The organism is Burkholderia sp. FERM BP-3421 (assembly GCF_028657905.1).
GTDB lineage: Bacteria > Pseudomonadota > Gammaproteobacteria > Burkholderiales > Burkholderiaceae > Burkholderia.
The window spans coordinates 1,295,051-1,319,408 of the sequence record NZ_CP117782.1 but is presented as its reverse complement, the minus strand read 5'-3'; the positions used below and the strand labels follow the sequence as shown (position 1 = coordinate 1,319,408).

18 protein-coding genes are annotated in these 24,358 nt (G+C 70.4%); 13 read left to right on the top strand and 5 right to left on the bottom strand.

Annotation, left to right across the window (positions count from 1 at the left end; genetic code table 11):
- The first annotated feature begins 21 nt into the window (after nucleotides 1–21).
- The 8 genes from Bsp3421_RS21820 to Bsp3421_RS21785 all read left to right on the top strand — a co-directional run bounded on the left by Bsp3421_RS21820 (nucleotide 22) and on the right by Bsp3421_RS21785 (nucleotide 11,347).
- Nucleotides 22–780, top strand: coding sequence for a fimbrial biogenesis chaperone (locus Bsp3421_RS21820; protein WP_274003346.1), 759 nt, complete (start codon nucleotides 22–24; stop codon nucleotides 778–780).
- Between the two features lie 219 nt (nucleotides 781–999).
- Nucleotides 1,000–3,672, top strand: a complete 2,673-nt coding sequence (locus Bsp3421_RS21815) for a fimbria/pilus outer membrane usher protein (RefSeq protein WP_274003345.1) — start codon at nucleotides 1,000–1,002, stop codon at nucleotides 3,670–3,672.
- Between the two features lie 62 nt (nucleotides 3,673–3,734).
- A complete protein-coding gene (locus Bsp3421_RS21810) occupies nucleotides 3,735–4,442 on the top strand; it encodes a fimbrial biogenesis chaperone (protein WP_274003344.1) in 708 nt (235 codons plus the stop codon).
- Between the two features lie 97 nt (nucleotides 4,443–4,539).
- The gene (locus Bsp3421_RS21805; protein WP_274003342.1) at nucleotides 4,540–7,551 is read left to right on the top strand and encodes a two-partner secretion domain-containing protein; all 3,012 of its coding nucleotides are present in this window, start codon (nucleotides 4,540–4,542) and stop codon (nucleotides 7,549–7,551) included.
- Between the two features lie 53 nt (nucleotides 7,552–7,604).
- The gene (locus tag Bsp3421_RS21800; RefSeq protein WP_274003341.1) at nucleotides 7,605–8,762 is read left to right on the top strand and encodes a fimbrial protein; all 1,158 of its coding nucleotides are present in this window, start codon (nucleotides 7,605–7,607) and stop codon (nucleotides 8,760–8,762) included.
- Between the two features lie 176 nt (nucleotides 8,763–8,938).
- On the top strand, nucleotides 8,939–9,754 hold the full coding sequence (locus tag Bsp3421_RS21795; RefSeq protein ID WP_274003340.1) for an ABC transporter substrate-binding protein: 816 nt from the start codon (nucleotides 8,939–8,941) through the stop codon (nucleotides 9,752–9,754).
- 124 nt (nucleotides 9,755–9,878) lie between these two features.
- Nucleotides 9,879–10,604 (top strand): amino acid ABC transporter permease, encoded by a 726-nt coding sequence (locus Bsp3421_RS21790; RefSeq protein WP_274003339.1) that lies wholly within the window; start codon nucleotides 9,879–9,881, stop codon nucleotides 10,602–10,604.
- A 2-nt stretch (nucleotides 10,605–10,606) separates the two neighbouring features.
- Entirely contained in the window at nucleotides 10,607–11,347 is a 741-nt protein-coding gene (locus Bsp3421_RS21785; protein WP_274003337.1) for an amino acid ABC transporter permease, read from the top strand.
- 28 nt (nucleotides 11,348–11,375) lie between these two features.
- Here the strand turns inward: Bsp3421_RS21785 and Bsp3421_RS21780 are convergent, their stop codons facing one another.
- Nucleotides 11,376–12,011: a LysE family translocator gene (locus tag Bsp3421_RS21780; protein WP_274003336.1), complete on the bottom strand. Its 636-nt coding sequence runs from the start codon at nucleotides 12,009–12,011 to the stop codon at nucleotides 11,376–11,378.
- Between the two features lie 123 nt (nucleotides 12,012–12,134).
- On the opposite strand from Bsp3421_RS21780, the gene Bsp3421_RS21775 reads away from it, so the two are divergent.
- Entirely contained in the window at nucleotides 12,135–12,584 is a 450-nt protein-coding gene (locus tag Bsp3421_RS21775) for an Lrp/AsnC family transcriptional regulator (protein WP_274003335.1), read from the top strand.
- Between the two features lie 9 nt (nucleotides 12,585–12,593).
- On the opposite strand, the gene Bsp3421_RS21770 is transcribed toward Bsp3421_RS21775, so the two are convergent.
- Nucleotides 12,594–13,250 (bottom strand): phosphoribosyltransferase, encoded by a 657-nt coding sequence (locus tag Bsp3421_RS21770; protein ID WP_274003333.1) that lies wholly within the window; start codon nucleotides 13,248–13,250, stop codon nucleotides 12,594–12,596.
- A gap of 219 nt (nucleotides 13,251–13,469) precedes the next feature.
- On the opposite strand from Bsp3421_RS21770, the gene Bsp3421_RS21765 reads away from it, so the two are divergent.
- A complete protein-coding gene (locus Bsp3421_RS21765) occupies nucleotides 13,470–14,906 on the top strand; it encodes a DUF389 domain-containing protein (protein ID WP_274003331.1) in 1,437 nt (478 codons plus the stop codon).
- A 296-nt stretch (nucleotides 14,907–15,202) separates the two neighbouring features.
- Here Bsp3421_RS21765 and Bsp3421_RS21760 read toward each other — a convergent pair whose 3' ends face one another.
- From Bsp3421_RS21760 to Bsp3421_RS21750, 3 genes are all read right to left on the bottom strand, one after another.
- Entirely contained in the window at nucleotides 15,203–15,964 is a 762-nt protein-coding gene (locus Bsp3421_RS21760) for a YoaK family protein (RefSeq protein WP_274003330.1), read from the bottom strand.
- Between the two features lie 115 nt (nucleotides 15,965–16,079).
- Nucleotides 16,080–17,324, bottom strand: a complete 1,245-nt coding sequence (locus Bsp3421_RS21755) for a M23 family metallopeptidase (RefSeq protein WP_443111577.1) — start codon at nucleotides 17,322–17,324, stop codon at nucleotides 16,080–16,082.
- Nucleotides 17,325–17,611: 287 nt separating this feature from the next.
- The gene (locus Bsp3421_RS21750; RefSeq protein ID WP_274003329.1) at nucleotides 17,612–18,250 is read right to left on the bottom strand and encodes a TetR family transcriptional regulator; all 639 of its coding nucleotides are present in this window, start codon (nucleotides 18,248–18,250) and stop codon (nucleotides 17,612–17,614) included.
- Nucleotides 18,251–18,412: 162 nt separating this feature from the next.
- Between Bsp3421_RS21750 and Bsp3421_RS21745 the strand changes: the two genes are divergently transcribed.
- From Bsp3421_RS21745 to Bsp3421_RS21735, 3 genes are read left to right on the top strand one after another with little or no spacing between them, the layout of a single operon-like run.
- Nucleotides 18,413–19,618, top strand: a complete 1,206-nt coding sequence (locus tag Bsp3421_RS21745; protein ID WP_274003328.1) for a MexX/AxyX family multidrug efflux RND transporter periplasmic adaptor subunit — start codon at nucleotides 18,413–18,415, stop codon at nucleotides 19,616–19,618.
- Between the two features lie 19 nt (nucleotides 19,619–19,637).
- Nucleotides 19,638–22,772, top strand: coding sequence for a multidrug efflux RND transporter permease subunit (locus Bsp3421_RS21740; RefSeq protein ID WP_274003325.1), 3,135 nt, complete (start codon nucleotides 19,638–19,640; stop codon nucleotides 22,770–22,772).
- Entirely contained in the window at nucleotides 22,772–24,268 is a 1,497-nt protein-coding gene (locus Bsp3421_RS21735) for an efflux transporter outer membrane subunit (protein ID WP_274003324.1), read from the top strand. Before Bsp3421_RS21740 ends, Bsp3421_RS21735 begins: the two co-directional genes overlap by 1 nt.
- The last annotated feature ends 90 nt before the right edge of the window (nucleotides 24,269–24,358 follow it).

Sequence of the window (24,358 nt, the reverse complement as noted above, 5' to 3'; positions counted from 1 at the left end):
GTCGCCAGCATGTCCCATGCCATGACCTTGTCCATTCGCCTTGTTCGTCGCGCGGCGGTCGCCTGCGTCGTGGCATGGGCCGCCTGCGCCGGGCCGGCGCAGGCGGCGCTCGTGCTGAACGGCACCCGCGTGGTCTTTCCGGAGCACACGCGGGACGTCACGATCCGGCTCGACAACGTCGAGCATCAGCCGGTTCTGGCGCAGACCTGGATCGACGACGGGCGCGTCGAAGTGCCGCCGGAACAGATGCGGACGCCGTTCGTCGTCGCGCCGTCGCTGATGCGCGTCGAGCCGGGCCGCGGCGCAGTATTGCGGATCACGTCGTTGAACGAGTCGTTACCCGCCGATCGCGAATCGCTCTACTGGCTCAACGTGCTCGAGGCGCCCGTTGCGCGCGAGGACGCGGATCATCATCTGCGGTTTGGCTTTCGCACCCGCATCAAGCTGTTCTACCGGCCGGCGGCACTCGCGGAGGGCATTGATCTCGCACCCGAGCAACTGGTCTGGAAGGCGTTCGCGCAGGATTCGCCCGACGCCGGGCCGGATCTCGCGCTGGAGGTCAGCAATCCGACGCCGTACTACGTGTCGTTCGGGCGCGTCGAGAGCGATCCAGGAGGGCATTTCGTCTCGGCCGGTGGCGGCATGGTGCCGCCGTTCGGCAGTGCGCGTTTTCGTTTCACCGGCATTACCTCGCCGTCCAAACGTCCGACCACGGTTCGCTACATGGTGATCGACGACTACGGCGGTCGCAGCACGATAACCAAGAAACTGGCCAACTAACCAGTTCACGCATCAGCCAGAGGCATGGTCTAGCGTGTCGGAGCCGCGGCGGCACGCCATTCGTTTGCTTCGTCATGCTAAATTAAATCGAACTCAAGTATGCGGCGTTCTGCAGGATCAACCTCCTCGCGCGTTCACGGCATGACGGCGCGACGAATGCCGGGCGGCCTTCGTCTGCGCGCGATTGCCAGGGTGTGCGCGCCCGTGGCCATGACGGCGATGAGCGCCGCCGCCGTTGCCGACGACCAATACGGCGCGGTCACGCTCGAACCGTCCGGAGTGGACGTGGGCGCCGTGCATACGGGCGCCGTGCCTTCCGGCGCCGCCCCGACCGAAGCTGCGCCGGCCGGCGTCGCTCCGACCGATCCCGTGCAATTCGATCAGTCGTTGCTGATGAGCGGCCCGGGCAACGCGCCGCTCGACACGAGCATGTTCTCTCGGCCGAACGTGGTGATGCCGGGCGAGCACCGCGTGGACCTGATCGTCAACGGGCAATGGCGTGGCGTCGAGAACATCACGTTCCGGCGCGCCGACGACGGCAGCGTGCTCCCGTGCTACGACCGTGCGCTGCTGCAGCGCGCCGGCGTCGATCTCGCGCGCAGCGAGCGCGGCCAGGAGCGCAACGCGCCGTCCGAGCCGCTGCCGGATGGGCTGGTGTGCACGAATCCCGCGCGCTACGTGCCGGGGGCGACGTTTGCGTTCGACCAGGCGGAGCAGCGGCTGTACCTGACGGTGCCGCAGTTCTACATGCGGCTGGCGAACGAGAGCACCTACGTCGACCCCTCGCACTGGACCGACGGGGTGCCGGCCGTGGTGGCCAACTACAACGCGAACGTCTTCACGACGCGCAACGCGGGCACCGAGTTCTCGCAGTTCTACACCGGCCTGACGATGGGCGCGAACCTGGGGCCGCTGCGTCTGCGCCACAGCGGCAACTTCACCTGGACGCAGCAGCGCGGCGTGAGCTATCAGCGCGGCTACATCTACGCGCAGACCGACGTGGCCCCGTGGCGCGCGCAGGTGCTCGCGGGCGAAAGCTCGACGAGCGGCGAGCTGTTCGACGCGATTTCGTTCCGCGGCGTGCAGATCGCGAGCGACGACCGCATGCTGCCCGACTCGCAGCGCTATTACGCGCCCGTGGTGCGCGGCGTCGCGCAGACGAACGCGCGCGTGTCGATCCGCCAGCGCGGCTATATCGTGCATGAGACCACGGTCGCGCCGGGGCCGTTCGAGATCGACGACCTGCGGACGATGAGCTACGGCGGCGACCTGACCGTGACGGTGACCGAGGCGAACGGCGAGACCCGCAGCTTCGTCGTGCCGTTCGCGACCACCGCCAGCTCGTTGCGGCCCGGCGTCACGCGCTTCAGCGCGATGGCCGGGCAGGCGATCGACTACGGCGCCAGCGTCGGCCGGCAATACATCGGCCAGTTCACGCTCCAGCGTGGCGTCAGCAACCTCGTGACCTCGTATGGGGGCGGCGCGTTCGCGAACCGCTACCAGTCGGCGTTGATGGGCGTGGCGCTGAACACGGCGCTGGGCGGGGTGGCGCTCGACGTGACGATCTCGCGCGCGCAGCCCTTGGGCCGCGAGGCGATGAACGGCTCCAGCGTCCGCCTGTCGTACAGCCGCAACATGCCGAACAGCGGCACGAACTTCTCACTGCTCGCCTATCGCTATTCGACCAAGGGCTATCTCAGCCTGCGCGATGCGCTGGTGCTGAACGGCAGCACCACGGCGGACCAGCCGACCGACCGCTTCGCCCGGCTGCGCAACCGCGTCGACGTCAATGTGAGCCAGCAGCTGGGCCGCGCGGGCAGCCTGAACCTGAGCGGCTCGGCGATCAGCTACTGGGCGGGCGGCGGCCGGACGCTGAGCCTCTCGCTCAACTACAGCACGCAGTGGCGGGACATGACGATGACGGCGTCGGTGCAGCGCGTGCGCAGCGCCGCGCCGGGCGTGCCGTCCTACGGGGGCGGCGCGAACAGCACGCTCGCGAGCCTGAACCTGTCGATCCCGCTCGGGCGCAACGCGCGGCGTGCGCCCACCTTGACGACGCTCGTGTCGCACGACAGCGATACCGGTGTCAGCGCCACGACGAGCCTGTCGAGCCGCTTCGGCGAACGCGGAGACGGGTCGTTGACGGCCTCGGTGAACTACGACGGCGACCGGCGCGCGCCGTCGGGCAGCCTCGGCGTCGGCTATCGCCTGCCGGTGGCCAGCGTCAACGCGAACGTCGGCATCGGGCAGGACTATCAGCAGATGTCGGCGATGGCCACCGGCGGCCTCGTGCTGCACCCGGGCGGCGTGACGGCCGGGCCGACGATCGGCGACACCGTGGGCATCGTGCGCGCGCCGCACGCGCAGGGCGCGATGGTCGCCAATACCGACGCCCGCGTGAATCGATTCGGCTATGCGGTCGTGCCGAGCCTCATGCCGTATCAACTCAACCGGATCGACCTCGATCCGAAGCAGCTGCCCGACGATGTCGAGCTGAAAACCTCGTCCCGCACCGTGGCGCCGCGAGCGGGGGCGGTCGTGATGTTGGGTTTCGACACGCTGAAGGCGCGCCCGCTGCTGATCGACGCGCAGACCGAGGCGGGGCGTCCGCTGCCGTTCGCGGCTCAGGCCGTCGATGCGCGCACGGGCGCGGTGCTGGGCGGGGTCGGGCAGGGCAGCCGGCTGTTCGTGCGCAGCCCCGACGAGGTGGGCCGGATCCGCGTCGAGTGGGGGCGCGGGCCGGGCCAGCAATGCGAGCTTGATTATGCGGTGCCCGTCGAACAGCGCGAGTCGCGCGCTTACGTGGTGCTCACGCGCGTCTGCCGGATGGTCGGCGCGCCGGGCTCGGCCGATGCGCCCGCGGCCGGCCTCGTCGACGTGCGCGCGCCATGATGCGGCGCGTGCGTTTTCCCGGCGCCCCTGCCCGCGGGCCGGCGCGCCGCCGAGGCGGGGCCATGCGGGCCTTGGCCGCGCTGCTGGCCGCCGGTCTCGCGCCCGGCGCCGGCGCGGCGCTGGCCGTGGTCGGCACGCGCTTCATCTATCCGGGCGACGGGTCGCGGCTGACGGTCGCCACGCGCAATCTCGGCGACGCGCCGATCCTCGTCCAGACCTGGATCGACGACGGCCGGGCCGACGTCGATCCGAGCGCGCTGCGCGCCCCGTTCATGGTCGTGCCGCCCGTCGCGCGCATCGAGCCGCACCAGTCGCTCGCGCTGCGCGTGCAGTCGAGCGGCGATGCGCTCGCGACGGACCGCGAGTCGCGCTTCTGGATCAACCTGCTCGAAATCCCGCCGGCCGGCGCGTCGAGCGATCGCACGCTGCGCATCGTATACCGGCTGCGGATGAAGTTGCTGTACCGGCCGCCTCATCTCGACGGCGTACCGGACGAGGCGCCCGGCCGTCTGCGCTGGACGCGCGACGCGCAGGCGAGTGCGCGGCTGAGTGCGTTCAATCCGACGCCGTACTACGTGACCCTGACGCGCGTGTCGTGGCGCGGCGCACCGCTCGCGCTGGCGGGCGGCGCGCTCGACATCGCGCCGTTCGCGCGCGCGGATCTGCCGCTGGACGGACCCGCGGGTCCGGAGGACGGCGACCTCCTGTTCGACGCGGTCGGCGACGACGGCGCGCACCACGAATACCGCGGGCGGCTCGAGCCGCCGTGACCGATGCGACGACGCGGGGGGAAGCCCGGCGTCGCTGTTTGCAGGACCCGTCCTGTCCGGGTGTTGGCAGGGCTTTGGCAACTCAAGAAGAGGAAGAATGATTGTGAACACGACCTATGCATTGGTATGGAATCGTACCCGGGGGGGCTGGCAAGCGGTAGGCGAACGGACGCGGCGGCGCGGCAAGTCGCGCGCCGGCGTGCGGGGAGCGCTCGCGGTGGCGGTGCTCGCGGGCGGCGCGGTCACGGCAGCGCATGCGCTGCCCGCGGGCGAGAAGATCGTGTCCGGCAAGGCCGACGTGCTGCGCTTTGACGACGGCCGGCAAATGTCGATCAACCAGCACAGCGACAAGCTCGTGACCGAATGGACCGCGTTCGGCGTCGACGCGGGGCAGCGCGTGACGTTCAACCAGCCGTCCGCCGCCTCGGTCGCGCTCAATCGCGTGGTCGGGAACGATGCGAGCCAGATTCACGGCAGCATCGACGCGTCCGGCCGCGTGTTTCTCGTCAATCCGAACGGCGTGCTGTTCGGCAGAGGCGCGCGCGTCAACGTCGGCGGGCTGGTCGCGTCGACGCTCGATATCAGGAACGAGGATTTCGAGGCGGGCCGCTACCGTTTTTCCGGCTCCTCGCCGGCGAGCATCGTGAACAATGGCGATCTGGTCGCCGGCGAAGGCGGGGCCATCGCGCTGTTGGGCGCCAAGGTGTTCAACCGTGGCGTCGTGCGGGCGCAGCTGGGCACGGTCGCGCTGGGCGCGGGCAACGATATCACGCTCAATTTCGACGGCGGCAGGCTGCTGAACATGCAGATCGACAAGGGCGCGGTCGAGGCGCTCGCGAGCAACGAGCAGTTGCTGAAGGCCGATGGCGGACTGGTATTGATGAGCGCGAAAACTGCGTCGGATCTCGCGGCCACCGTGGTCAACAATCAGGGCAGCCTCGAAGCCCGCACGCTGCGCAACACCGCGGGCCGGATCACGCTCGACGGCGGTGAGCGCGGCGTCGTCAACGTCGCCGGCGTGCTCAACGCGAGCGCGTCGACGCCGGGCGACGGCGGCACGATCGTCACGCGCGGCGCAGACGTGCAGGTGGCGCTCGGCGCGATGGCCGACACGCGCGCGACCAACGGGCGCGGCGGCGTGTGGCGCATCGCGGCCGCCGACGTGGCGGTCAAGCCGGGCGCGAACCAGTCGGGCACGATCATCGCGGACACCTTGGCGCGCAACCTCGCGACGACCGACGTCGAACTCGTGGCGGAGCGCGGCGGGCTGTCGGTGGACGGGCCGGTCGCGTGGGCGAGCGGCAATCAGCTGTCGCTCGCGAGTCGCGCGGGCAGCATCGCCGTGAACGGCGCGCTGCGCGGTTCGGGCGCGGGCGGCGCGGTACGCTTCGATGCGGCGCAGGATGTCCGGATCGCCGCGCCGGTCGCGGTGACGGGCGCAAACGGACGCGTCACGCTGAACTACGGCGGCGTCTATTCGATCGGGAGCGGCGCGGCCGTCACGATGTCGGGTGCGAACCCGGGCTTCGAGTCGAACGGCTTCCGCTATACGGTGATCCAGAATCTCGCGCAGCTGCAGTCGGTCAACACGAATCTCGGCGGACTGTTCGTGCTCGGCAACGACATCAACGGCCCTTACAGCAGCACCTTCCAGACGATCGGTTCGGGCGCGGCGTTCTCCGGCACGTTCGACGGCCTCGGCAACACCATCGGCAAGCTGTCGATCACGAGCGGCGATCCCTATGCCGGCCTGTTCGGACTGAACACCGGCCGCATCGCCAATCTCAAGCTGCAAGGAATGAAGGTCAGCGGCGGCGTGGGCGTCGGGCCGGTGATGATCGGCGCACTGGCGGGCGAGAACCGCGGCACCGTGACGAATGTCACGGTGACCGGCTCGGACGTCAGGGGGGGCGCGAACCGGAACAACGCGCTGGGCGGACTGATCGGCGTCAATCACGGGACGATCGAGCAGGCGTCCTTTGCCGGGATCGTGATGGGCAACGCCCTGTCGTATGCGGTCGGCGGGCTGGTCGGCGAAAACAATGCATTGTCGTCGCGCGGCTTGATCGCGGGCGGCACGAGCAACGCGACGGTATCCGGCGGCGCCCCGAATCTTGCGTCGATCGGCGGCCTCGTCGGCGTCAACCGGCTGGGCGGGATCGTCGACGCCGTCAGCCTCGGTTCGACCTCGGGCTACAACCTGGCGGGCGTCAACGTCGGCGGGCTCGTCGGGGCGAACCTGGGCGGTGCGGTCACGCGCGGCACCGCGTCGGGACGCTCGACCGGCGGGTCGGGCGGCACCGTCGGCGGGCTCGCCGGTATCAACGGCGGAACGATCGCCGATTCGGAAGCGCGCGGGATCGTCGAGGGCTACGTCACGCAGGCGATCGGCGGCTTCGTCGGTCTGAACCAGGGCGGGATCCGCGGCAGCAGGGCGCTCGGCGCGACCTCGACCGCGGGCACGGGCGCGGTGGGCGGCTTCGTCGGACTCAACCAGGGCGACAAGGCGCTGATCGACATGGCGGAGGCGCACGGGGCGGTGACGGGGGGGCAGGGCAACACGGGCGGCTTCGTCGGCAGTCACCTGGGCGGTGCGATCACGCACGCTGTCTCGCGCGGCAAGACGAGCGGCGGTCACTATGGCAGGGTCGGCGGCTTCGCGGGCTACAACGCGGCCACGCTCGCCAGCGTCGATGCGAGCGGCGAGGTGTCGGCAGGCACCTCGTCCTCCATCGGTGGCCTGGTCGGCTACAACGCGATCTCGGGCGCGATCGAGAGCGCGTCGGCGACGGGTGACGTGACGGGCGGGCAGTCGAGCACGGTTGGCGGCCTGATCGGCGACAACCTCGGAACCGTGCAAGACGCGTCCGCGTCCGGCGCGGTCGGCGGCGGTTGCGTGGCCACCCTGGGCGGCCTCGTCGGCATGAACATGGGATTGGTCGAACGGTCGGCCGCGAGCGGGCGCGTCAAGGGATCGAGCGCGGGGAACTGGCGGCAGACCTACGGCGGCCTCGTCGGCATCAACCGCGGCACGTTCCGCTACAGCTACACGTCGGGCGAGGCCGCGCAGCAACAGCTTGCCGGCCTCAACCTCGGCGTGATCGAGTAACACACGGGCGACGGCGCGCTGTGCGCGCCGTCGCCACGACTGGAGGCAACGATATGACGATTTCGCCACGCATGCGCACGTTCCTGTTCGCCTGGCTGACGCTCACAGGCTTCTGCCTCGCGGGCGGCGCGCAACCGGCTCATGCCGGGCCGACGGCGAACGACTGCCGGTTTGGCAACACCGAAGGTACGCCCTGGCGCTTGGTCACGCCGCTCACCGAGTCCACGCCCGTCGGCGCGACCCTGTACCAGCGGACGATCTCGTTGACCGTCAATTACCGATTCGGCTTCGCGCTGCCATACGAGCACGAACTGGTCTATGCGGGGCATTGGGGGCCTTATACCTACATCCGGAACGGCATCGCGAAAACGAATGTGGACGGGATCGGCTTCAAGTGGGTGGGCGTGGGCAAGGACGGGGTCGAGCGCACGTTCCCGCAGACCTCGAGACCGCTGGTGCTGGCGACGGAGAGGCTGATGCAGGATGGCCGGCCGCCGCAAACGAACACCGGCGTGGCGACCTTGCGGCAATACCTGATTCTCGAGAAGCCGGCCTCGCAATTGCCGGAGGGCAAGCTCGTCGTGAGCAGCCTGCTCGGCAACCCCATCACCGAGGTGTATGCCATCGACCTGCAGAAAGGTGAGGCGATCCCGGGCGAGACGGTGGAGGTGCCGGGTTATATCATGCCGCCGAACCGATGCAATCATTCGATCAAATACACCGGCGTCGAGAACCTGACGCTCGGCGGCGGTGGCCCGATCGAGGTGCCGAATACCTGCGAGGTCCAGTCGAACTTCGTCGTGCCGGTCAATCTCGGCCACTTCTCGTTGAGCCAGTTCGGCAGCGTCAACGCCACGTCGCAGCCCGTCAATTTCAGCATCGTGCTGAACCGTTGCGCGGCCGCGGCGAAGCCGGCCATCAGTTTCCGCGACAAGGCGGTGCAGCCGAATCCGGACAAGACGCTGCTGCAACTGAGCGCGCCGGGCGGACAGGCGCTCGCGCAGGGCTTCAACATCGTGATGACCGATACGCTGTCGGGCGCGCGCATCGCCTATGACGAGCCCGGCGTCGCACGGCAATACCCGATGCGTCGCATCGGCGATACCGCCGAGATGCTGCTGCACGCGCAGTACATCCGCACGGGCGCCGACGGCGCGCTCAAGCCGGGCTACGCGGGCGGCGCGGCGGAGTTCACCTTCACGTTTCCGTGACGGCCCGCCGCGTCATCACGAAAATGGCTGAGCAAAGCACGATTTGTTGGTTCGGATCGGCGCGCCGCGCTGGTACGTTAGCGGCTTCGCGGCCTTACCCGCCGCGAGCCCTCCGCCGAACGGGAACGGGCCGTCGCGCGATCCGCGGCGGTCAACATAACAAGCAGGTCGTGCTCATGAAAATCCACACTCTCGCTACCTGGCTCCTCGGGGCCGCGCTCATTTCCTCCGGCGTCGCCGCGCACGCGGACCGGCTCGACGACATCAAGAAGGCGGGCGTGCTGCGCGTCGCCACCTTCGACAGCAATCCGCCGTTCGGCTATGTCGACGCGAAATCGAATCACGTCGTCGGGCTCGACGTCGACTACGCGAAGGCGCTGGCCGACAAGCTCGGCGTGAAGCTGCAACTGCAGCCGACCAACCCCGCGAACCGCATTCCGTTCCTGACCTCGGGCAAGGTCGATCTCGTGCTCGCGAACTTCACGATCACCGACGAGCGCGCGAAGCAGATCGACTTCAGCATCCCGTACTTCGCCTCGGGCCAGCAGTTTCTCGCCAAGAAGGGCGTGCTGAAATCGGCCGACCAGCTGAACAGCCTGCGGATCGGCGCGGACAAGGGCACCACCAACGAGATCACGCTGCGCGAGAAATATCCGCAGGCGACCATCGTCGCCTACGACGACACGCCGTTCGCGTTCGCCGCGCTGCGGGCGGGCAACGTGCAGGCGATCACGCAGGACGGCCCGAAGCTGATCGGCCTGCTCGCCAACGTGCCGGACAAGCAGCGCTACGAAGTCCCGGCATTCACGATCTCGAACGACTACATGGGCGTTGGCGTGCCGAAGGGCGAGCCCCGTCTCGTCGCGTTCGTCAACGACACGCTCAAGGGCCTGGAAGCCAGCGGCCGCGCGAATCAGATCTACAACGCCTGGTTCGGTCCGACCACCAAGACGCCGCTCACGCGCATCTTCAGGATCGGCGACAAGGCCTGACCCGGCCGCCATCGCCGAGCGGCGCGATGCGCGACGTCGCGCCGCTGCCGCGCGCCCGAATCCGGGCGCGCGGTGTTTCACGCAACTCACGGAACAGCGCCGCCGTCCGGCGGCGGGAATCGACATGGAAAGCGGTCTGGCGCCGAAGTATCTGATGTGGTTGGGGCAGGGCTTCCTGCTCACGCTGGGCCTGTCGGCCGCCGCGGCCGTCGCGGCGACGCTCGCGGGCTTCGGGCTCGCGAGCGCGCGGCATGCGCGCGCGGGCTGGCTGCGCCGCGCGGCGGGCGCGTATATCGTCGCGTTTCGCAATTCGCCGCTGATCGTGCAACTGCTGTTCTGGTATTTCGGCGTCGCCGCGCTGCTGCCCGAGGCCGTGATGGGCTGGCTCAACACGCGTCATGCGATGAGCGTTGCCGGCTTCACCTTGCATTGGCCGTCGTTCGAGTTCGTCGCGGGCTGGGTCGGGCTCAGCGCCTATACGAGCGCGTTCGTCGCCGAGGAATTCCAGGCCGGCCTGCGCGGCGTGCCCGCCGGGCAGCATCACGCGGCGGCCGCGCTCGGTCTCACGCCGTTGCAGGCGTTCCGCCACGTCGTGCTGCCACAGGCGGTGCGCATCGCGCTGCCGCCGCTGTTCGGGCAATACATGAACCTGATCAAGAACTCGTCGCTGACGATGGCGATCGGCGTCGCCGAGCTGTCGTACGCGTCGCGCCAGGTGGAGACGGAGACGTTCCGGACCTTCGCCTCGTTCGGCGTCGCGACCGTGCTCTACATCGTCGCGATCGCGGCCGTCGAGGCCGTCGCGCACTGGAGCGCCCATCGGCGCGATCAACCGTTCGCGGGGCGCTGACGATGGACCTCTCCCTGTTCGTCGACAACCTGCCGCGCCTGCTCGTCGGCGCATTCCCCGACGGCCCGCTCGGCGGCGCCGCCCTGTCGCTCGTGCTGGCGGTCATCTCCGCGCTCGCGTCCGCGCTGCTCGGCGTGCTGGGCGGCGTCGCGCTTGCGCTCGCGCGCGGCCCCTGGCGCGCGCTGCTGCTCATCGTGATCGGCTTCTTCCGCGGCATCCCGGTGCTGATGCTGATTTTCTGGACCTACTTCCTGCTGCCGGTGCTGCTGCACGTCGACGTGCCCGGGCTCGCGGCCGTGGTGTGCGCGCTGTCGCTCGTGAGCGGTGCCTATCTCGCGCATTCGGTGCATGCGGGCATTCTCGCGGCGGGCGCGGGCCAATGGCAGGCGGGCCTGTCGCTCGGGCTCACGCGCTGGCAGACGCTGCGTTGCGTGCTGTTGCCGCAGGCGGCGCGGATCATGACGCCGTCGTTCGTCAACCAATGGGTGTCGCTCGTCAAGGACACCTCGCTGGCCTATATCGTCGGCGTACCGGAGCTGTCGTTCATCGCGACGCAGATCAACAACCGGCTGATGGTCTATCCCGCGCAGATCTTCCTGTTCGTCGGGCTGATCTACCTCGTGATGTGCACGGCGCTCGATCGCATCGCCACCTGGCTGCTGACGCGCGCGGACCGTGCGCAGGCGCGCGACGGCGCGGCGCGGGGCGCGCCGCAACCCGCGTCGAGCGGCGCGCGCGGTTAGCGGCTGGCGCGGCGGACCGCCGCTGCGTTCAAACGGCTTGCAGCAGGCCGTGCAGCGCGGCCGCGCATTGCGCGACGCCCAGCAGCGCGATCACGCCGGCGGCCGCGAGCGATACGCCGCGCACGAGGCCGGCACTGGCCCGCGTGCGCAGCGCGGCGCTCGCGCCGCTCAGGCACAGCCACCAGGCGGCCGAGCCCGCGAACACGCCGCCGACGAGCGGCGTGATCGCGCGCCACGCGGACGCATCGCGCGCGCCCGGCAGCGGGCCGAGCGCCGCGAAGATCGCGACGAACGACACGATCGTCATCGGATTCGACACGGTCAGCGCAAAGGTGGTCGCGAACGCGCGCGCGGCGTGCGGCGCGCGGGTCTCACGCGCATCGGCGGCCGGCGTCGCGCGCGCGATCGCCACGGCGATGCCGACCAGGAACAGGCCGCCCGCGAGCTTCAGCGCGACCGTCAGCATCGGCAGCGCGGTCGCGACGCCCGCGACGCCGAGCGCGCCGAGCAGCCCATAGAGCGCGTCCGCGCAGGCCGCGCCGAGGCCGGTCGCGAAGCCCGTGCGAAAGCCGTGGTTCAGGCTGCGCTGGATGCACAGCATGCCGATCGGGCCGACCGGCGCGGCGATGCAAAAACCGATCACGAGTGCGTTGACGAAGGCCACCTGATACCTCTCCCGTCCGGCGTGAGGCCGGTTTGACGGATTCCATCGTAGGCGGCGGCCCGGCTTGGTGGAAGGCGTTTTTTAAGGCAGGATGCGCGGATCGCCTTAAATCTTCATGCAGAGATGGACGATATCGACTGGCAACTGCTGGGCGTGCTCCAGCAACACGGCCGCGCCACCTACACGGAGCTGGCGCGTCGCGTCGGACTGTCGGTGCCCGCCGTGACGGAACGCGTGCGGCGCCTGGAGGAGGCGGGCGTGATCGAGGGCTACGCGGCGCGCGTGAATCCCGCCGCCGCCGGCTATCCCGTGGCCGCGCTGATCGGCATCACGGTGCCGCAGCCCGCGAAGGCGAAATTCCTGAAGCTGCTCGACGCGATTCCGGAGGTGCTCGCCTGCCACCATGTGACCGGCGCGGATTCCTACCTGATCCAGGTCGTCGCGCTCGGCATCGGGGATCTGGAGCAACTGCTGGCCCGGCTCAATCCCTATGGCGAGACGCGCACCTCGATCGTGATGTCGACGCCGCTGGCCGCCCGCGCGCTGGCGCGGCCGCGCGGCGCGCGGCGCTGAACGCAGCGCTCAGTGCACGTCGCGACGCGCCTCGGCGACGCACGCGAGCACGGTTTCGTCGCCCACCGCGCGAAAGTCGCGGTAGGCCTGGCCGACGCTGAAGAAGAACGGTGGGGTGCGCAGGCAGAGGAAGGCGTCGATCGGATCGGCGTCGAATTCATGCGCGGCGTCCGCCGGCGCGACCGGTACGGCGACCACGAGCGCGGCCGGATGATGCAGGCGCAATGCGCGCACGGCGGCTTTCAGCGAGGCGCCGGTCGCCATTCCGTCATCGACGAGCAGCGCGGTGCGGCCGTCCAGGTCGGGCATCGGTTCGCCGCCGCGATAGCGCGCGTCGCGGCGCGCCAGTTCGTCGCGCTCCGCGGCGAGCACCTCGGCGAAGGCCGCATCCGTCACACGCTCGGCCGCGATGACCGCGGCTTCGCGCACGAGCACGCCGTCCGCCGCGATGGCGCCCATCGCGAGTTCCGGATGGTCGGGCACGCCGAGCTTGCGCACCACGCACAGCTCGAGCGGCAACCCGTGCGCTTTCGCGATTTCCCAGCCGACCGGCACGCCGCCGCGCGGCAGCGCGACGACCACGAGGGGCTGCGCGAGCACGCGCGCGGGCAGCGCCAGCGCGAGCTGGCGACCGGCGTCGACGCGGTTGGCGAATGGAGCGGTCATCGGGAACGTGGCGGGTGGGACGCTTCCAGTGTAGGCGGCGCTGACGGATCGTTCCAGCCGCCACGCACGGCGGGCCCGCCGTTGCCGGAGGGGAATTTCGATGCTTCAATGCGGATTCGACCCGGGTTGGCGGCGCGACGTCCGGCGGGTGGACGCGCGGCGCGCAGCAACGGCCCGGAGCCCGCGCGCCGTTCGCGCGCCGCCGACGCGAGAGCCCCCATGACCGACACCGAACGCGACGTTTCCCCGGAATCTGCCTCCCGCCGCGCCACGCGGCTGCGCGCGGTGCTGCGCCGCTATTTCAGCCTGCGTGAGGGGCAGGCCGAGCCGGCCGTCATCGACGAGGACCTGCGCGGCGGGATCGGCCTGCGCGGGACCAATCTGTGGATCCTGATGGCCGCGATCTTCATCGCGTCGATCGGGCTCGACGTCAATTCGACCGCGGTGATCATCGGCGCGATGCTGGTGTCGCCGCTGATGGGGCCGATCATGGGCATCGGCTATGGCATCGGCATCTACGATTTCGTGTTGATCCGCCGCTCGCTGAAGAGCCTTGGGATCGCGACGCTGATCAGTCTCGCGACCTCGACGCTGTATTTCTCGCTGAGTCCGCTCACGGGCGCGCATTCCGAACTGCTCGCGCGCACCTCGCCGAGCATCTGGGACGTGTTGATCGCGCTGTTCGGCGGGCTCGTGGGCATGGTCGGCGCGACGCGCAAGGAAAAGACCAACGTGATTCCGGGGGTGGCGATCGCCACCGCGCTGATGCCGCCGCTGTGCACGGCCGGCTACGGGCTCGCGCACGGCAGCCTGCGCTACTTCGCCGGCGCGTTCTACCTGTTCTCGATCAACTGCGTGTTCATCGCGTTCTCGACGGTGCTCGTCACCTGGGCGATCCGGATGCGACCCGCGCAGCAGGTCGACGAGCGGATGCAGCGCCGCGTGCGGCGCGCGGTGCTCGCCGCGGTGGTGCTGACGGCGGTGCCGAGCGTGTTTCTCGCGTACCGGCTGGTGGCGGACGAGGTGTTCACGGCGCGCGCGCAGACCTTCATCAAGGACGAGCTGTCGCTGCCGCAAACGGTGGTCGCGAATACGCGGATCCTGCCGGCCGCGCGTTCGATCGAGGTGACGCTGGTCGGCCGGCGCGCCGATCAGCAGCAACTCGACCGGCTGGCGCTTAAGCTGCCCGCCTACGGGCTGCCCGACAGCCGGCTCGCGGTGCGGCAGGCGGGGGACGAGCAGATCGACGCGGGGCGGCTCGAATCGTCGTTGAAGGCGAGCATCGTGCGCGACCTCGTGGCCGCGAACGAGGCGACCCGGCGTCATCTCGACGACAAGGACGAGGCGATCGTGCGCCTGCAGGGCGCGCTCGATCGCGATGCGGCGCGGCGCGCGGAATTCGCGCAGGTCGCGCGCGAGCTGCATGCGCAGTATCCGCAGATTCGCGAGGTGCTGTATGGGGACGCGGCGGAGTGGGCGCCGGGGGCGATGGTGGTGAGTGCGCCGGGAGTAAATGCGCCGGGAGCGGAACCGGTGCCGGTGTTCAGCATCGCGACCGCGCGGCCCTTGCCGCGCGCCGATCGCCAGCGGCTCGAACGCTGGCTGAGGGTGAGGCTCGCCTCGGCGCAGGCGCGGCTCGTCGCGACGACCGGTTAGCGGAGCATTCTTCCGCGTGCCCGTACGGTGGAATGACCGGGGCACGGCCCGGCCCCGTCCGTCAACAAACAGCCGCGCCGCGCGGCTTGGCGCAACAGCGCGGCTTGGCGCAACAGTTTGTCGACCTGGGCGCGCGGGTCGCGGGCGAGCGACACGAACCGGCGCGGGCGCGGCGAGATGATCGGTGAGCGGGTCATTGCCCCGCGTGCCGCGCCCGCCGAAATGACCGGAAAGCGAGCCCGCCGATCACGGCCCGGCATCGTCCGTCAACCAACCGCCACGCACCGCGCGCCGCCTCAGCGCCACCGCTTCCCGACCTGGGCGCGCAGATCATCGACGAGCGGCACGAACGCGAGCACGGCGAGGATCACGGCGAGCGGGATGGTCACCGAATAGCCGACATGCTTGAAGCCGACCGCGCCGAGCAGCCCGCCGCCGAGGAACATCGCGAGCATCGTCGCGAGCACCCGCAGGCGCGGCAGGTTGGCGCGCACGGGCGGCAGCGCCGGGTCGTCCGCGCGGTTCGGATAGCACAGCTTGCCGAGTTCGATGCCGATGTCGGTGACCATGCCGGTCACATGGGTCGTGCGGATCTCCGCATTCGAGAGCTTGGTGATCATCGCGTTCTGCAGGCCCATGATGAAGCACAGCAGCAGCACCGTGAGCGGCGCGAACAGCGTGCGATGCGCGGCAAGCTGGCTGCCGAGCAGGCCGAAGCACAGCAGCAGCGCGGCCTCGACCAGCAGCGGCGACGCATACTGGCTCTGCAGCCCGCGCCGCCGGCCCCAGTTGACGAGCAGCGCCGAGCCCGCGGCGCCCGCGACGAAGGCGAGCAGCGAGGCAATGCCGGCGAGCGCGAGCACGAGGTTGCCGAGCATCGCCTCGTCGGCGATCGACGACACGATGCCGCTCATGTGCGAGGTGTACTGGTGCACCGCGAGAAATCCGCCCGCGTTGGCGGCGCCCGCGACGAACGCGAGCGAGAAGCCGAGGTGGCGGTTGCCGCCGGCGCTGCGGTCCTTGCCGGCGAGGCTGCGGAAGTACTGCGTGGGCGCCATCGGCGAATCCTTCCTCTGAAACGGGCCGCGCCCGGGCGCGGCGGGTGGGCGGCGTGGCCCGGCGACGGGCCATGATAGCGAAACCGGCGTGCGGCGCACAAGCCGCCGCCGGGCCTCAGGTCGAGGCGTAGTGGGTGTCGAAGATCGCGCGCAGCGTCGAGGTGTCGCGCGCGAAATCGGCCCACAGCGGCGCGTCGATCTGCGCGAAGCCGAGCGGCGCCGGCGCGGCCGCCGCGAGCGTCGCGCGCATGTCGTCGAGATGGTGGCGGAACGCGCTCAGCTGCATGCCCGACAGCGGATCCTGCGCTTGCGCGAGCGTGACGAGCGGATCGACCGGCCGATCGGCGATGCGCACCTCGAAGTGCAGGTGCGGGCCGGTCGCGGCGCCCGTCGCGCCGACCGCGCCGAGCCGCTGGCCCTGCGCGATCGCGGCGCCCGTCTTCAGGCCCGGCGCGAACGCCGACAGGTGCGCGTAGTAGGTGGAATAGCCGCCCGGATGGTCGACGATCACGTATTGGCCGTAGCCGCCCGGATCGGTGCCGACGAACGACACGACGCCGTTCGCCGCCGCGTTCACGCGGGTGCCGCGCGGCGCGGCGAGGTCGACGCCCGTATGCATCAGGCGCAGGTGCGACAGCGGATGGACGCGCTCGCCGAAGTACGAGCTGATGCGCGTGCTGCGCACCGGCATCGTGAAGGCCGCGCCGTCGAGCGGGCGGCCGTCGAACGCGTAATACGCGCCCTCGGGCGCGCCAGGCGGCTTGAACCACAGCGCGCCGAACGCGCGCCCGCCGGCCCGGAGCTCGAGCGCCGTCACGCGCGGCACGCCGGCCGAGGTGTCGAAGGCGATCCGGTAGCGGTCGCCGGCCTGGGCGCGCGCATGCAGGCGCAGCTTGCCGGTGACCAGGTCGCCGATCTGGATCCGGACTTCGGGCGGCAGGTCGAGCCGGTTCAGGGTGTCGGCGAGGCTCGCGGTGATCTCGCCCGCGCGCAGGCCGGAATCCGCTTCGAGCGCGTCGGGCGCGGCGGCGAACATGTCGGCGCCATAGCCGAGCAGGTCGTTGCGGTGGGCGGTGAGCGGGGCGAACAGCCCGGGCGGCGCGCTGCGCTCGGCCACGAGCCGCTCGAGTTCGTGCGAGACGAACCGGTGCGCGCTCGGGAACGGGGTGTCGGCGAGCACCCGCTGCGGCGTGAGCGCCGCCCGTTCGAGCGCGGCCGCCGGCGGCTTCGAGACGGCGGGCAGCGCGGCGGTGAATGCGAAAGCCAGCAGCGCGCCCAGCGCGCCGGTGGTGGGCCAGGCCCGCCGCATCAGGCGGCGCGCGGAAACAGGGTCATGTACGGGGGCCAACAGTGTCCACATCCTTGTTTGAAAAGGTGAATTCGGGCAAGCAGGGAGTGGGCGAAAAAACTGCATCCGCACGGCGCGGCCGGCGGCACAGGGCGTTCAACGAATCGGGGTTCGATCGGATCGGACCGTCTTCGCGCCGTTCGGCCCATCAACGCGGACGCATCCGCTCCGAACGGCGATCCATCTATGGGCAGGCGTAAGCCGCGGGGAGAGAATCGACGCATGTAGAGTGACCGGCGCGATGCGCCAGTTGTTCCTCGTACTCGTCTTATTTGTGATGGCGCGGAATCAGGACCACATCACGGCGAGGACGGTCGGAGCAGGGCGGGCGCGGTGCGCAGCGCATCGAGGCCGGCGTTGAGCAGGGCCTCGGCGTCGGTCCAGCGCGCGCCGCGCAGGCGCGTGGACCACATCAGCGAGCCGAAGATGCCTTCGATCAGCGACAGCAGGTAGACCCCCGCGAGGTGGATGTCGAGGCCGGCGTCGAGTTCGCCCGCTGCGACCATTCGTCGCAGCAGCGCCTTCGCGATGCGCAGCGTCTGCAGTTCGTACAGCGTGCGGCGGCGCATCAGCGGCGCGTTTTCCTCGCAGCGCTCGCATTTCATGTAGAGGATCTCGACCACGCGCTGCAACGAGCCCGGCTCGCTGCACTGCCGCAGGTAGTGCAGGGCGGCGCGCCGCAGCATGCCGAGCGTGGGCTGCTCGTCGCCCAGCTCGAAGTCCTCGGCCGCCCGCGAGAACGCGCGGTCGCACACCGCGAGACAGACCTCGATCTTGTTCTTGTAATGGCCGTACACCGCGCCGCGCGACATCCCGGCCGACTCGGCCAGGTCGGCCATCGCGGTCTGCGCCACGCCTTTCTCGAGCAGCACCAGCTCCGCCGCATCGAGGATGCGGTTCTTGGTGTTCAGCGATTCTTCCCTGGTTTTGCGGGCCATCTCGAACCTCCCGTGTCCGTTTCTTACATAATGCTGTCGCTTTCAAGCGACATTCAAACTTCTCGCCACAGATTGTCCTTTATTTAATCAGTCATGACTGATTAAAATCAAGCGCCCTGAGCGGCCCGCATTGTACGGGCTGCGCTCCCGTTGAGGATGTTCATGAAAAATCTCCGTGCCGCCCCCCGTCATCCGTTGTCGCTGATCCTGGTCGCGGCGCTCGTCGTCGCGGGTTGCGGCAGGCGCGAGGCGAGCGAGCCGGCGGCGGCGGCGCCGGAGGCGACCGTGATCACCGTGAAGACGAGCGCGGTGCCGCTGACGATCGAACTGCCCGGCCGGCTCGACGCGTATCGGCAGGCCGAGGTGCGCGCGCGGGTCGCGGGCGTCGTGACCGCGCGCACCTACGAGGAAGGGCAGGAGGTGAAGGCGGGCGCGGTGCTGTTCCGGATCGATCCGGCGCCGCTCAAGGCCGCGCGCGACGCGGCCGAGGGCGCGCTCGCGAAGACGCAGGCGGCGCTGCTCGCCGCCAGCGACAAGCGGCGGCGCTACGACGATCTGGTGCGCGACCGCGCGGTCAGCGAGCGCGATCAGATGGAGGCGCTCGCGGACGAGCGCCAGGCGCAGGCGGCCGTCACCTCCGCGCGGGCCGAACTGGCGCGCGCGCAGCTGCAGCTCGGCTATGCGACCGTCACCGCGCCGATCAGCGGCCGCGCGCGGCGCGCGCTCGTCACCGAGGGCGCGCTCGTCGGCCAGGACCAGGCCACGCCGCTGACCACGGTCGAGCAGCTCGATCCGATCTACGTGAACTTCTCGCAGCCGGCAGCCGACGTCGAGGCGCTGCGGCGCGCGGTCAGCAGCGGCCGCGCGGCCGGCATCGCGCAGCAGGACATCGAGGTCACGCTGCTGCGCGCCGATGGCACGCCGTATGCCCGCAAGGGCAAGCTGCTGTTCGCCGATCTCGCGGTCGACCCCGCGACCGATACGGTCGCGATGCGCGCGCTGTTCCCGAATCCCGAGCGCGAACTGCTGCCGGGCGGCTACGTGCGGCTCGCGCTCGACCGCGCGGTCGCCCGCGATGCGTTGCGGGTGCCGCGCGATGCGCTGCTGCGCAGCGCCGACCACGCGACGGTCAAGGTCGTGGGGCCGGACGGCAAGATCCGCGACGCGGAGGTCGAGGCCGAGCGCATGAAGGGCGACCAGTGGCTCGTCACGCGCGGGCTCAAGAACGGCGAGCGCGTGGTGGTCGACAACGCCGCCCAGTTCGCGGCCGGCACCACCGTGAAGGCGGTCGAGCGCGCGGCGCCGGCAACTGGCCCGGCCAACGGCGCGGCCGACGGCGTCGCGCCGTCCGCCGCGTCCCAATCCTGATTCCGATTCAGCACACACCATGGCTCGTTTCTTTATCGATCGTCCGGTCTTCGCCTGGGTGATCTCGATCTTCATCATGCTGGGCGGCCTGTTCGCGATCCGCTCGCTGCCCGTCGCGCAGTACCCGGACATCGCGCCGCCCGTGGTCAGCATCTACGCGACCTATCCGGGCGCGTCGGCGCAGGTCGTCGAGGAATCGGTCACCGCGGTGATCGAGCGCGAGATGAACGGCGCGCCCGGCCTGCTGTACACCTCCGCGACGAGCGGCACCGGCACCGCGACGCTCACGCTGACCTTCAAGCAGGGCGTGAACCCCGATCTCGCGGCGGTCGAGGTGCAGAACCGCCTGAAGACCGTCGACGCGCGCCTGCCCGAAGCGGTGCGGCGCGACGGCATCACGGTCGAGAAGGCCGCGGACAACATTCAGCTCGTGGTGTCGCTGACTTCCGAGGACGGCCGCCTGAGCGCGGTGCAGCTCGGCGAATACGCGTCCGCGAACGTGGTGCAGGCGCTGCGCCGGGTCGAGGGCGTGGGCAAGGTGCAGTTCTGGGGCGCCGAGTATGCGATGCGCATCTGGCCCGATCCGGTCAAGCTCGCCGGGCTCGGCCTGAGCGCCTCCGACATCGTGTCGGCCGTGCGCGCGCACAACGCGCGCGTGACGATCGGCGACATCGGCCGCTCGGCCGTGCCGGACGACGCGCCGATCGCCGCGACCGTGCTCGCGGACGCGCCGCTCAAGACGCCCGAGGATTTCGGCGCGATCACGCTGCGCAGCCGCGCGGACGGCGCCGCGCTGTTCCTGCGCGACGTCGCGCGGATCGAGTTCGGCGGCAGCGAGTACAGCTACCCGTCCTACGTGAACGGCAAGACCGCGACCGGGATGGGCATCAAGCTCGCGCCGGGTTCGAACGCGGTCGCGACGGAAGCGCGCGTGCGCGAGACGATGGACGACCTCGCCAAGTACTTCCCGCCCGGCGTCAAATACCAGATCCCGTACGAGACGTCGTCGTTCGTGCGCGTGTCGATGCAGAAGGTCGTGACGACGCTGATCGAGGCCGGCGTGCTGGTGTTCCTCGTGATGTACCTGTTCATGCAGAACCTCCGCGCGACGCTGATCCCGACCCTGGTCGTGCCGGTCGCGCTGCTCGGCACGTTCGGCGTGATGTTCGCGGCCGGCTTCTCGATCAACGTGCTGACGATGTTCGGCATGGTGCTCGCGATCGGCATCCTCGTCGACGACGCGATCGTGGTGGTCGAGAACGTCGAGCGGCTGATGGTCGAGGAGGGGCTCGCGCCGTACGAGGCGACCGTGAAGGCGATGGGGCAGATCAGCGGGGCGATCATCGGCATCACGGTGGTGCTGACCTCGGTGTTCGTGCCGATGGCGTTCTTCGGCGGCGCGGTGGGCAACATCTATCGTCAGTTCGCGCTGGCGCTCGCGGTGTCGATCGGTTTCTCGGCGTTCCTCGCGCTGTCGCTCACGCCCGCGCTGTGCGCGACGCTGCTCAAGCCGATCGACGCGGGCCATCACGAGAAGCGCGGCTTCTTCGGCCGCTTCAACCGCTTCGTCACGCGCGCCACCGACCGCTACACGCACGGCGTGGGCCGGCTGCTCGCGAAGCCGCTGCGCTGGCTCGCGGTCTACGGCGCGCTGACGGCGGTGGCCGTGCTGATGATGACGAAGCTGCCGACTGCGTTCCTGCCGGACGAGGACCAGGGCAATTTCATGGTGATGGTGATCCGCCCGCAAGGCACGCCGCTCGCGGAGACGATGAAGAGCGTGCGCGAGGTCGAGGCGTATGTGCGCGGCAAGGAGCCCGCCGCGTATACGTTCGCGCTCGGCGGCTTCAATCTGTACGGCGAAGGCCCGAACGGCGGGATGATCTTCGTCACGCTGAAGAACTGGCAGACGCGCAAGGGCGCGCACGACCAGGTGCAGGCGATCGTCGCGCGCATCAACGAGCGTTTCTCGGCCACGCCGAACACGGTGGTGTTCGCGATGAACTCGCCCGCGCTGCCGGACCTCGGTTCGACGGGCGGCTTCGACTACCGGCTGCAGGATCGCGGCGGGGTCGGCTACGCGGCGCTCGTCGCCGCGCGCGAGAAGCTGCTCGCCGAGGGCCGCGATGATCCCGCGCTGACCGACCTGATGTTCGCCGGCACGCAGGACGCGCCGCAGCTGAAGCTCGACATCGATCGCGTGAAGGCGAGCGCGCTCGGCGTGTCGATGGACGAGATCAACGCGACGCTTTCCGTGATGTTCGGCTCCGACTACATCGGCGACTTCATGCACGGCGCGCAGGTGCGGCGCGTGATCGTGCAGGCCGACGGCGGGCATCGCGTCGACCCGGAGGACGTGAAGAAGCTGCGGGTGCGCAATGCGAAGGGCGAGATGGTGCCGCTGTCGGCGTTCGCGTCGATGCACTGGACCGTCGGGCCGCCGCAGCTGACCCGCTACAACGGCTACCCGTCGTTCACGATCAACGGCTCGGCCGCGCACGGCCACAGCAGCGGCGAGGCGATGGCGGCGATGGAGCGGATCGCGGCGCGCCTGCCCGCCGGCGTGGGGCATGCGTGGTCCGGGCAGTCGTACGAGGAGCGGCTGTCGGGCGCGCAGGCGCCGATGCTGTTCGCGCTGTCGGTGCTGGTGGTGTTCCTCGCGCTCGCCGCGTTGTACGAGAGCTGGTCGATTCCGTTCGCGGTGATGCTGGTGGTGCCGCTCGGCGTGATCGGCGCGGTGCTCGGCGTCACGCTGCGCGGCATGCCGAACGATATCTATTTCAAGGTGGGGCTGATCGCGACGATCGGGCTGTCCGCGAAGAACGCGATCCTGATCGTCGAGGTCGCCAAGGATCTGTACGCGCAGGGCCTGTCGCTCGCCGATGCGGCGCGCGAGGCCGCGCGGCTGCGCCTGCGGCCGATCGTGATGACGTCGCTCGCGTTCGGCGTCGGCGTGCTGCCGCTCGCGTTCGCGTCGGGCGCGGCGTCCGGCGCGCAGATGGCGATCGGCACGGGCGTGCTCGGCGGCGTGATCACCGCGACGGTGTTCGCCGTGTTCCTGGTCCCGCTGTTTTTCGTGGCGGTCGGCCGTCTGTTCAACGTCGGCCCGCGCCGGCGCGGCAGCGCCCCGGCCCCCGCGCTGGAGAATCATTGATGACTGAGCGGATCAGCGGCGCACGCCGCTTCCCGACCCCGCCGGGCGCGCCGGCCTGGAGCGCCGCGCTCGTCGCGGCGCTGCTCGCGGGCTGCACGCTCGCGCCACGCTACGAACGGCCGGCCGCGCCGGTGCCGGCGGCGTATACCGACGCCGCGTCCGGCGCGGCCGCCGCGACGCCGGCTGCGGACGCGGCTGCGGCGGCGCGTGCCGCGCAGCTCGACGACTGGCGCGCGTACTTCACCGAGCCCGCGTTGCGCGCGCTGATCGACGCGGCGCTCGCCAACAACCGCGACCTGCGCGTCGCGACCTTGCGCATCGAGGAGGCGCGCGGCCTGTACGGCGTCGCGCGCGCGGACCGGCTGCCGTCGGTGGACGGCAATCTCGGCTTCGAACGCGCGAGCCAGTACGACCCGGTGGTGCGCGAGCGCGCGATCAGCGGCCTGTATCGTGCGGGCGTGGGCGTGAGCGCCTTCGAGCTGGACCTGTTCGGCCGCGTGAAAAGCCTGTCGGACGCGGCGCTGGCCGAGTACTTCGCGACCGCCGAGGCGCAGCGCGCGGTGCGCATCAGCCTGGTCGCCGAGGTGGCGACCGCCTATGTGAACGAGCGCGCGCTGGTCGATCAGCTGGCGCTCGCGCAGCGCACGCTCGACGCGCGCGAGCGGAGCCATGCGCTCACGCAGCGCCGCTACGCGGCCGGCACCAGCACCGCGATCGAGCTGCGCACCACGGAACTGCTGGTCGCGTCGGCGCGCGCCGCGCAGGCCGCGCTCGCGCGCGAGCACACGGCGGCCGTCAGCGCGCTGCGGCTGCTCGTCGGCGATTTCACGCAGGACGTGGCGGCCGGCGCGAGCGCGCTCGATGCGCTGACGGTCGCGCCGGTGCCGGCCGGGCTGCCGTCGGAACTGCTCGAACGGCGGCCCGACATCCGCCAGGCGGAGGCGCGCCTGATCGCCGCGAACGCGAACATCGGCGCGGCGCGCGCGGCGTTCTTCCCGCGCATCACGCTGACGACCGAGGTCGGTTCGGTCAGCGACACCTTCGCGAGCCTGTTCGCGGGCGGTACCGGGGTGTGGTCGTTCGCACCCCGGCTCACGCTGCCGATCTTCGCGGGCGGGCGCAATCGCGCGAATCTCGACGTCGCCGAGGCGCGCCGGCATATCGCGGTCGCCGAGTACGAGAAGGCGATCCAGGTCGCGTTCCGCGAGGTGTCGGACGGCTTCGCCGCGCGCGGCCAGATCGACGCGCAACTGGCCGCGCAACAGGCGGCCTACGACGCCGACCGCGAGCGTCTGCGGCTCGCGGAGCGGCGCTACGGCGGCGGGGTGGCGAGCTATCTCGAACTGCTCGACGCGCAGCGCGGCACCTTCGAGTCCGGACAGGAGCTGATCCGGCTCAAGCAACTGCGGTGCGCGAATGCGATCGCGCTGTATCGCGCGCTCGGCGGCGGGTGGTCGCGGGCCGAGTGCGCGCAAGCCGGCTGCGCGGCGGCCTGAGCGCAGCCGCCCGCGCGGCGAACCGCGATCGTACGCATCGGCTGCAAATTGGGTAAGGTAACGGCCGTTGTCGAATAAGTACGATAGCGT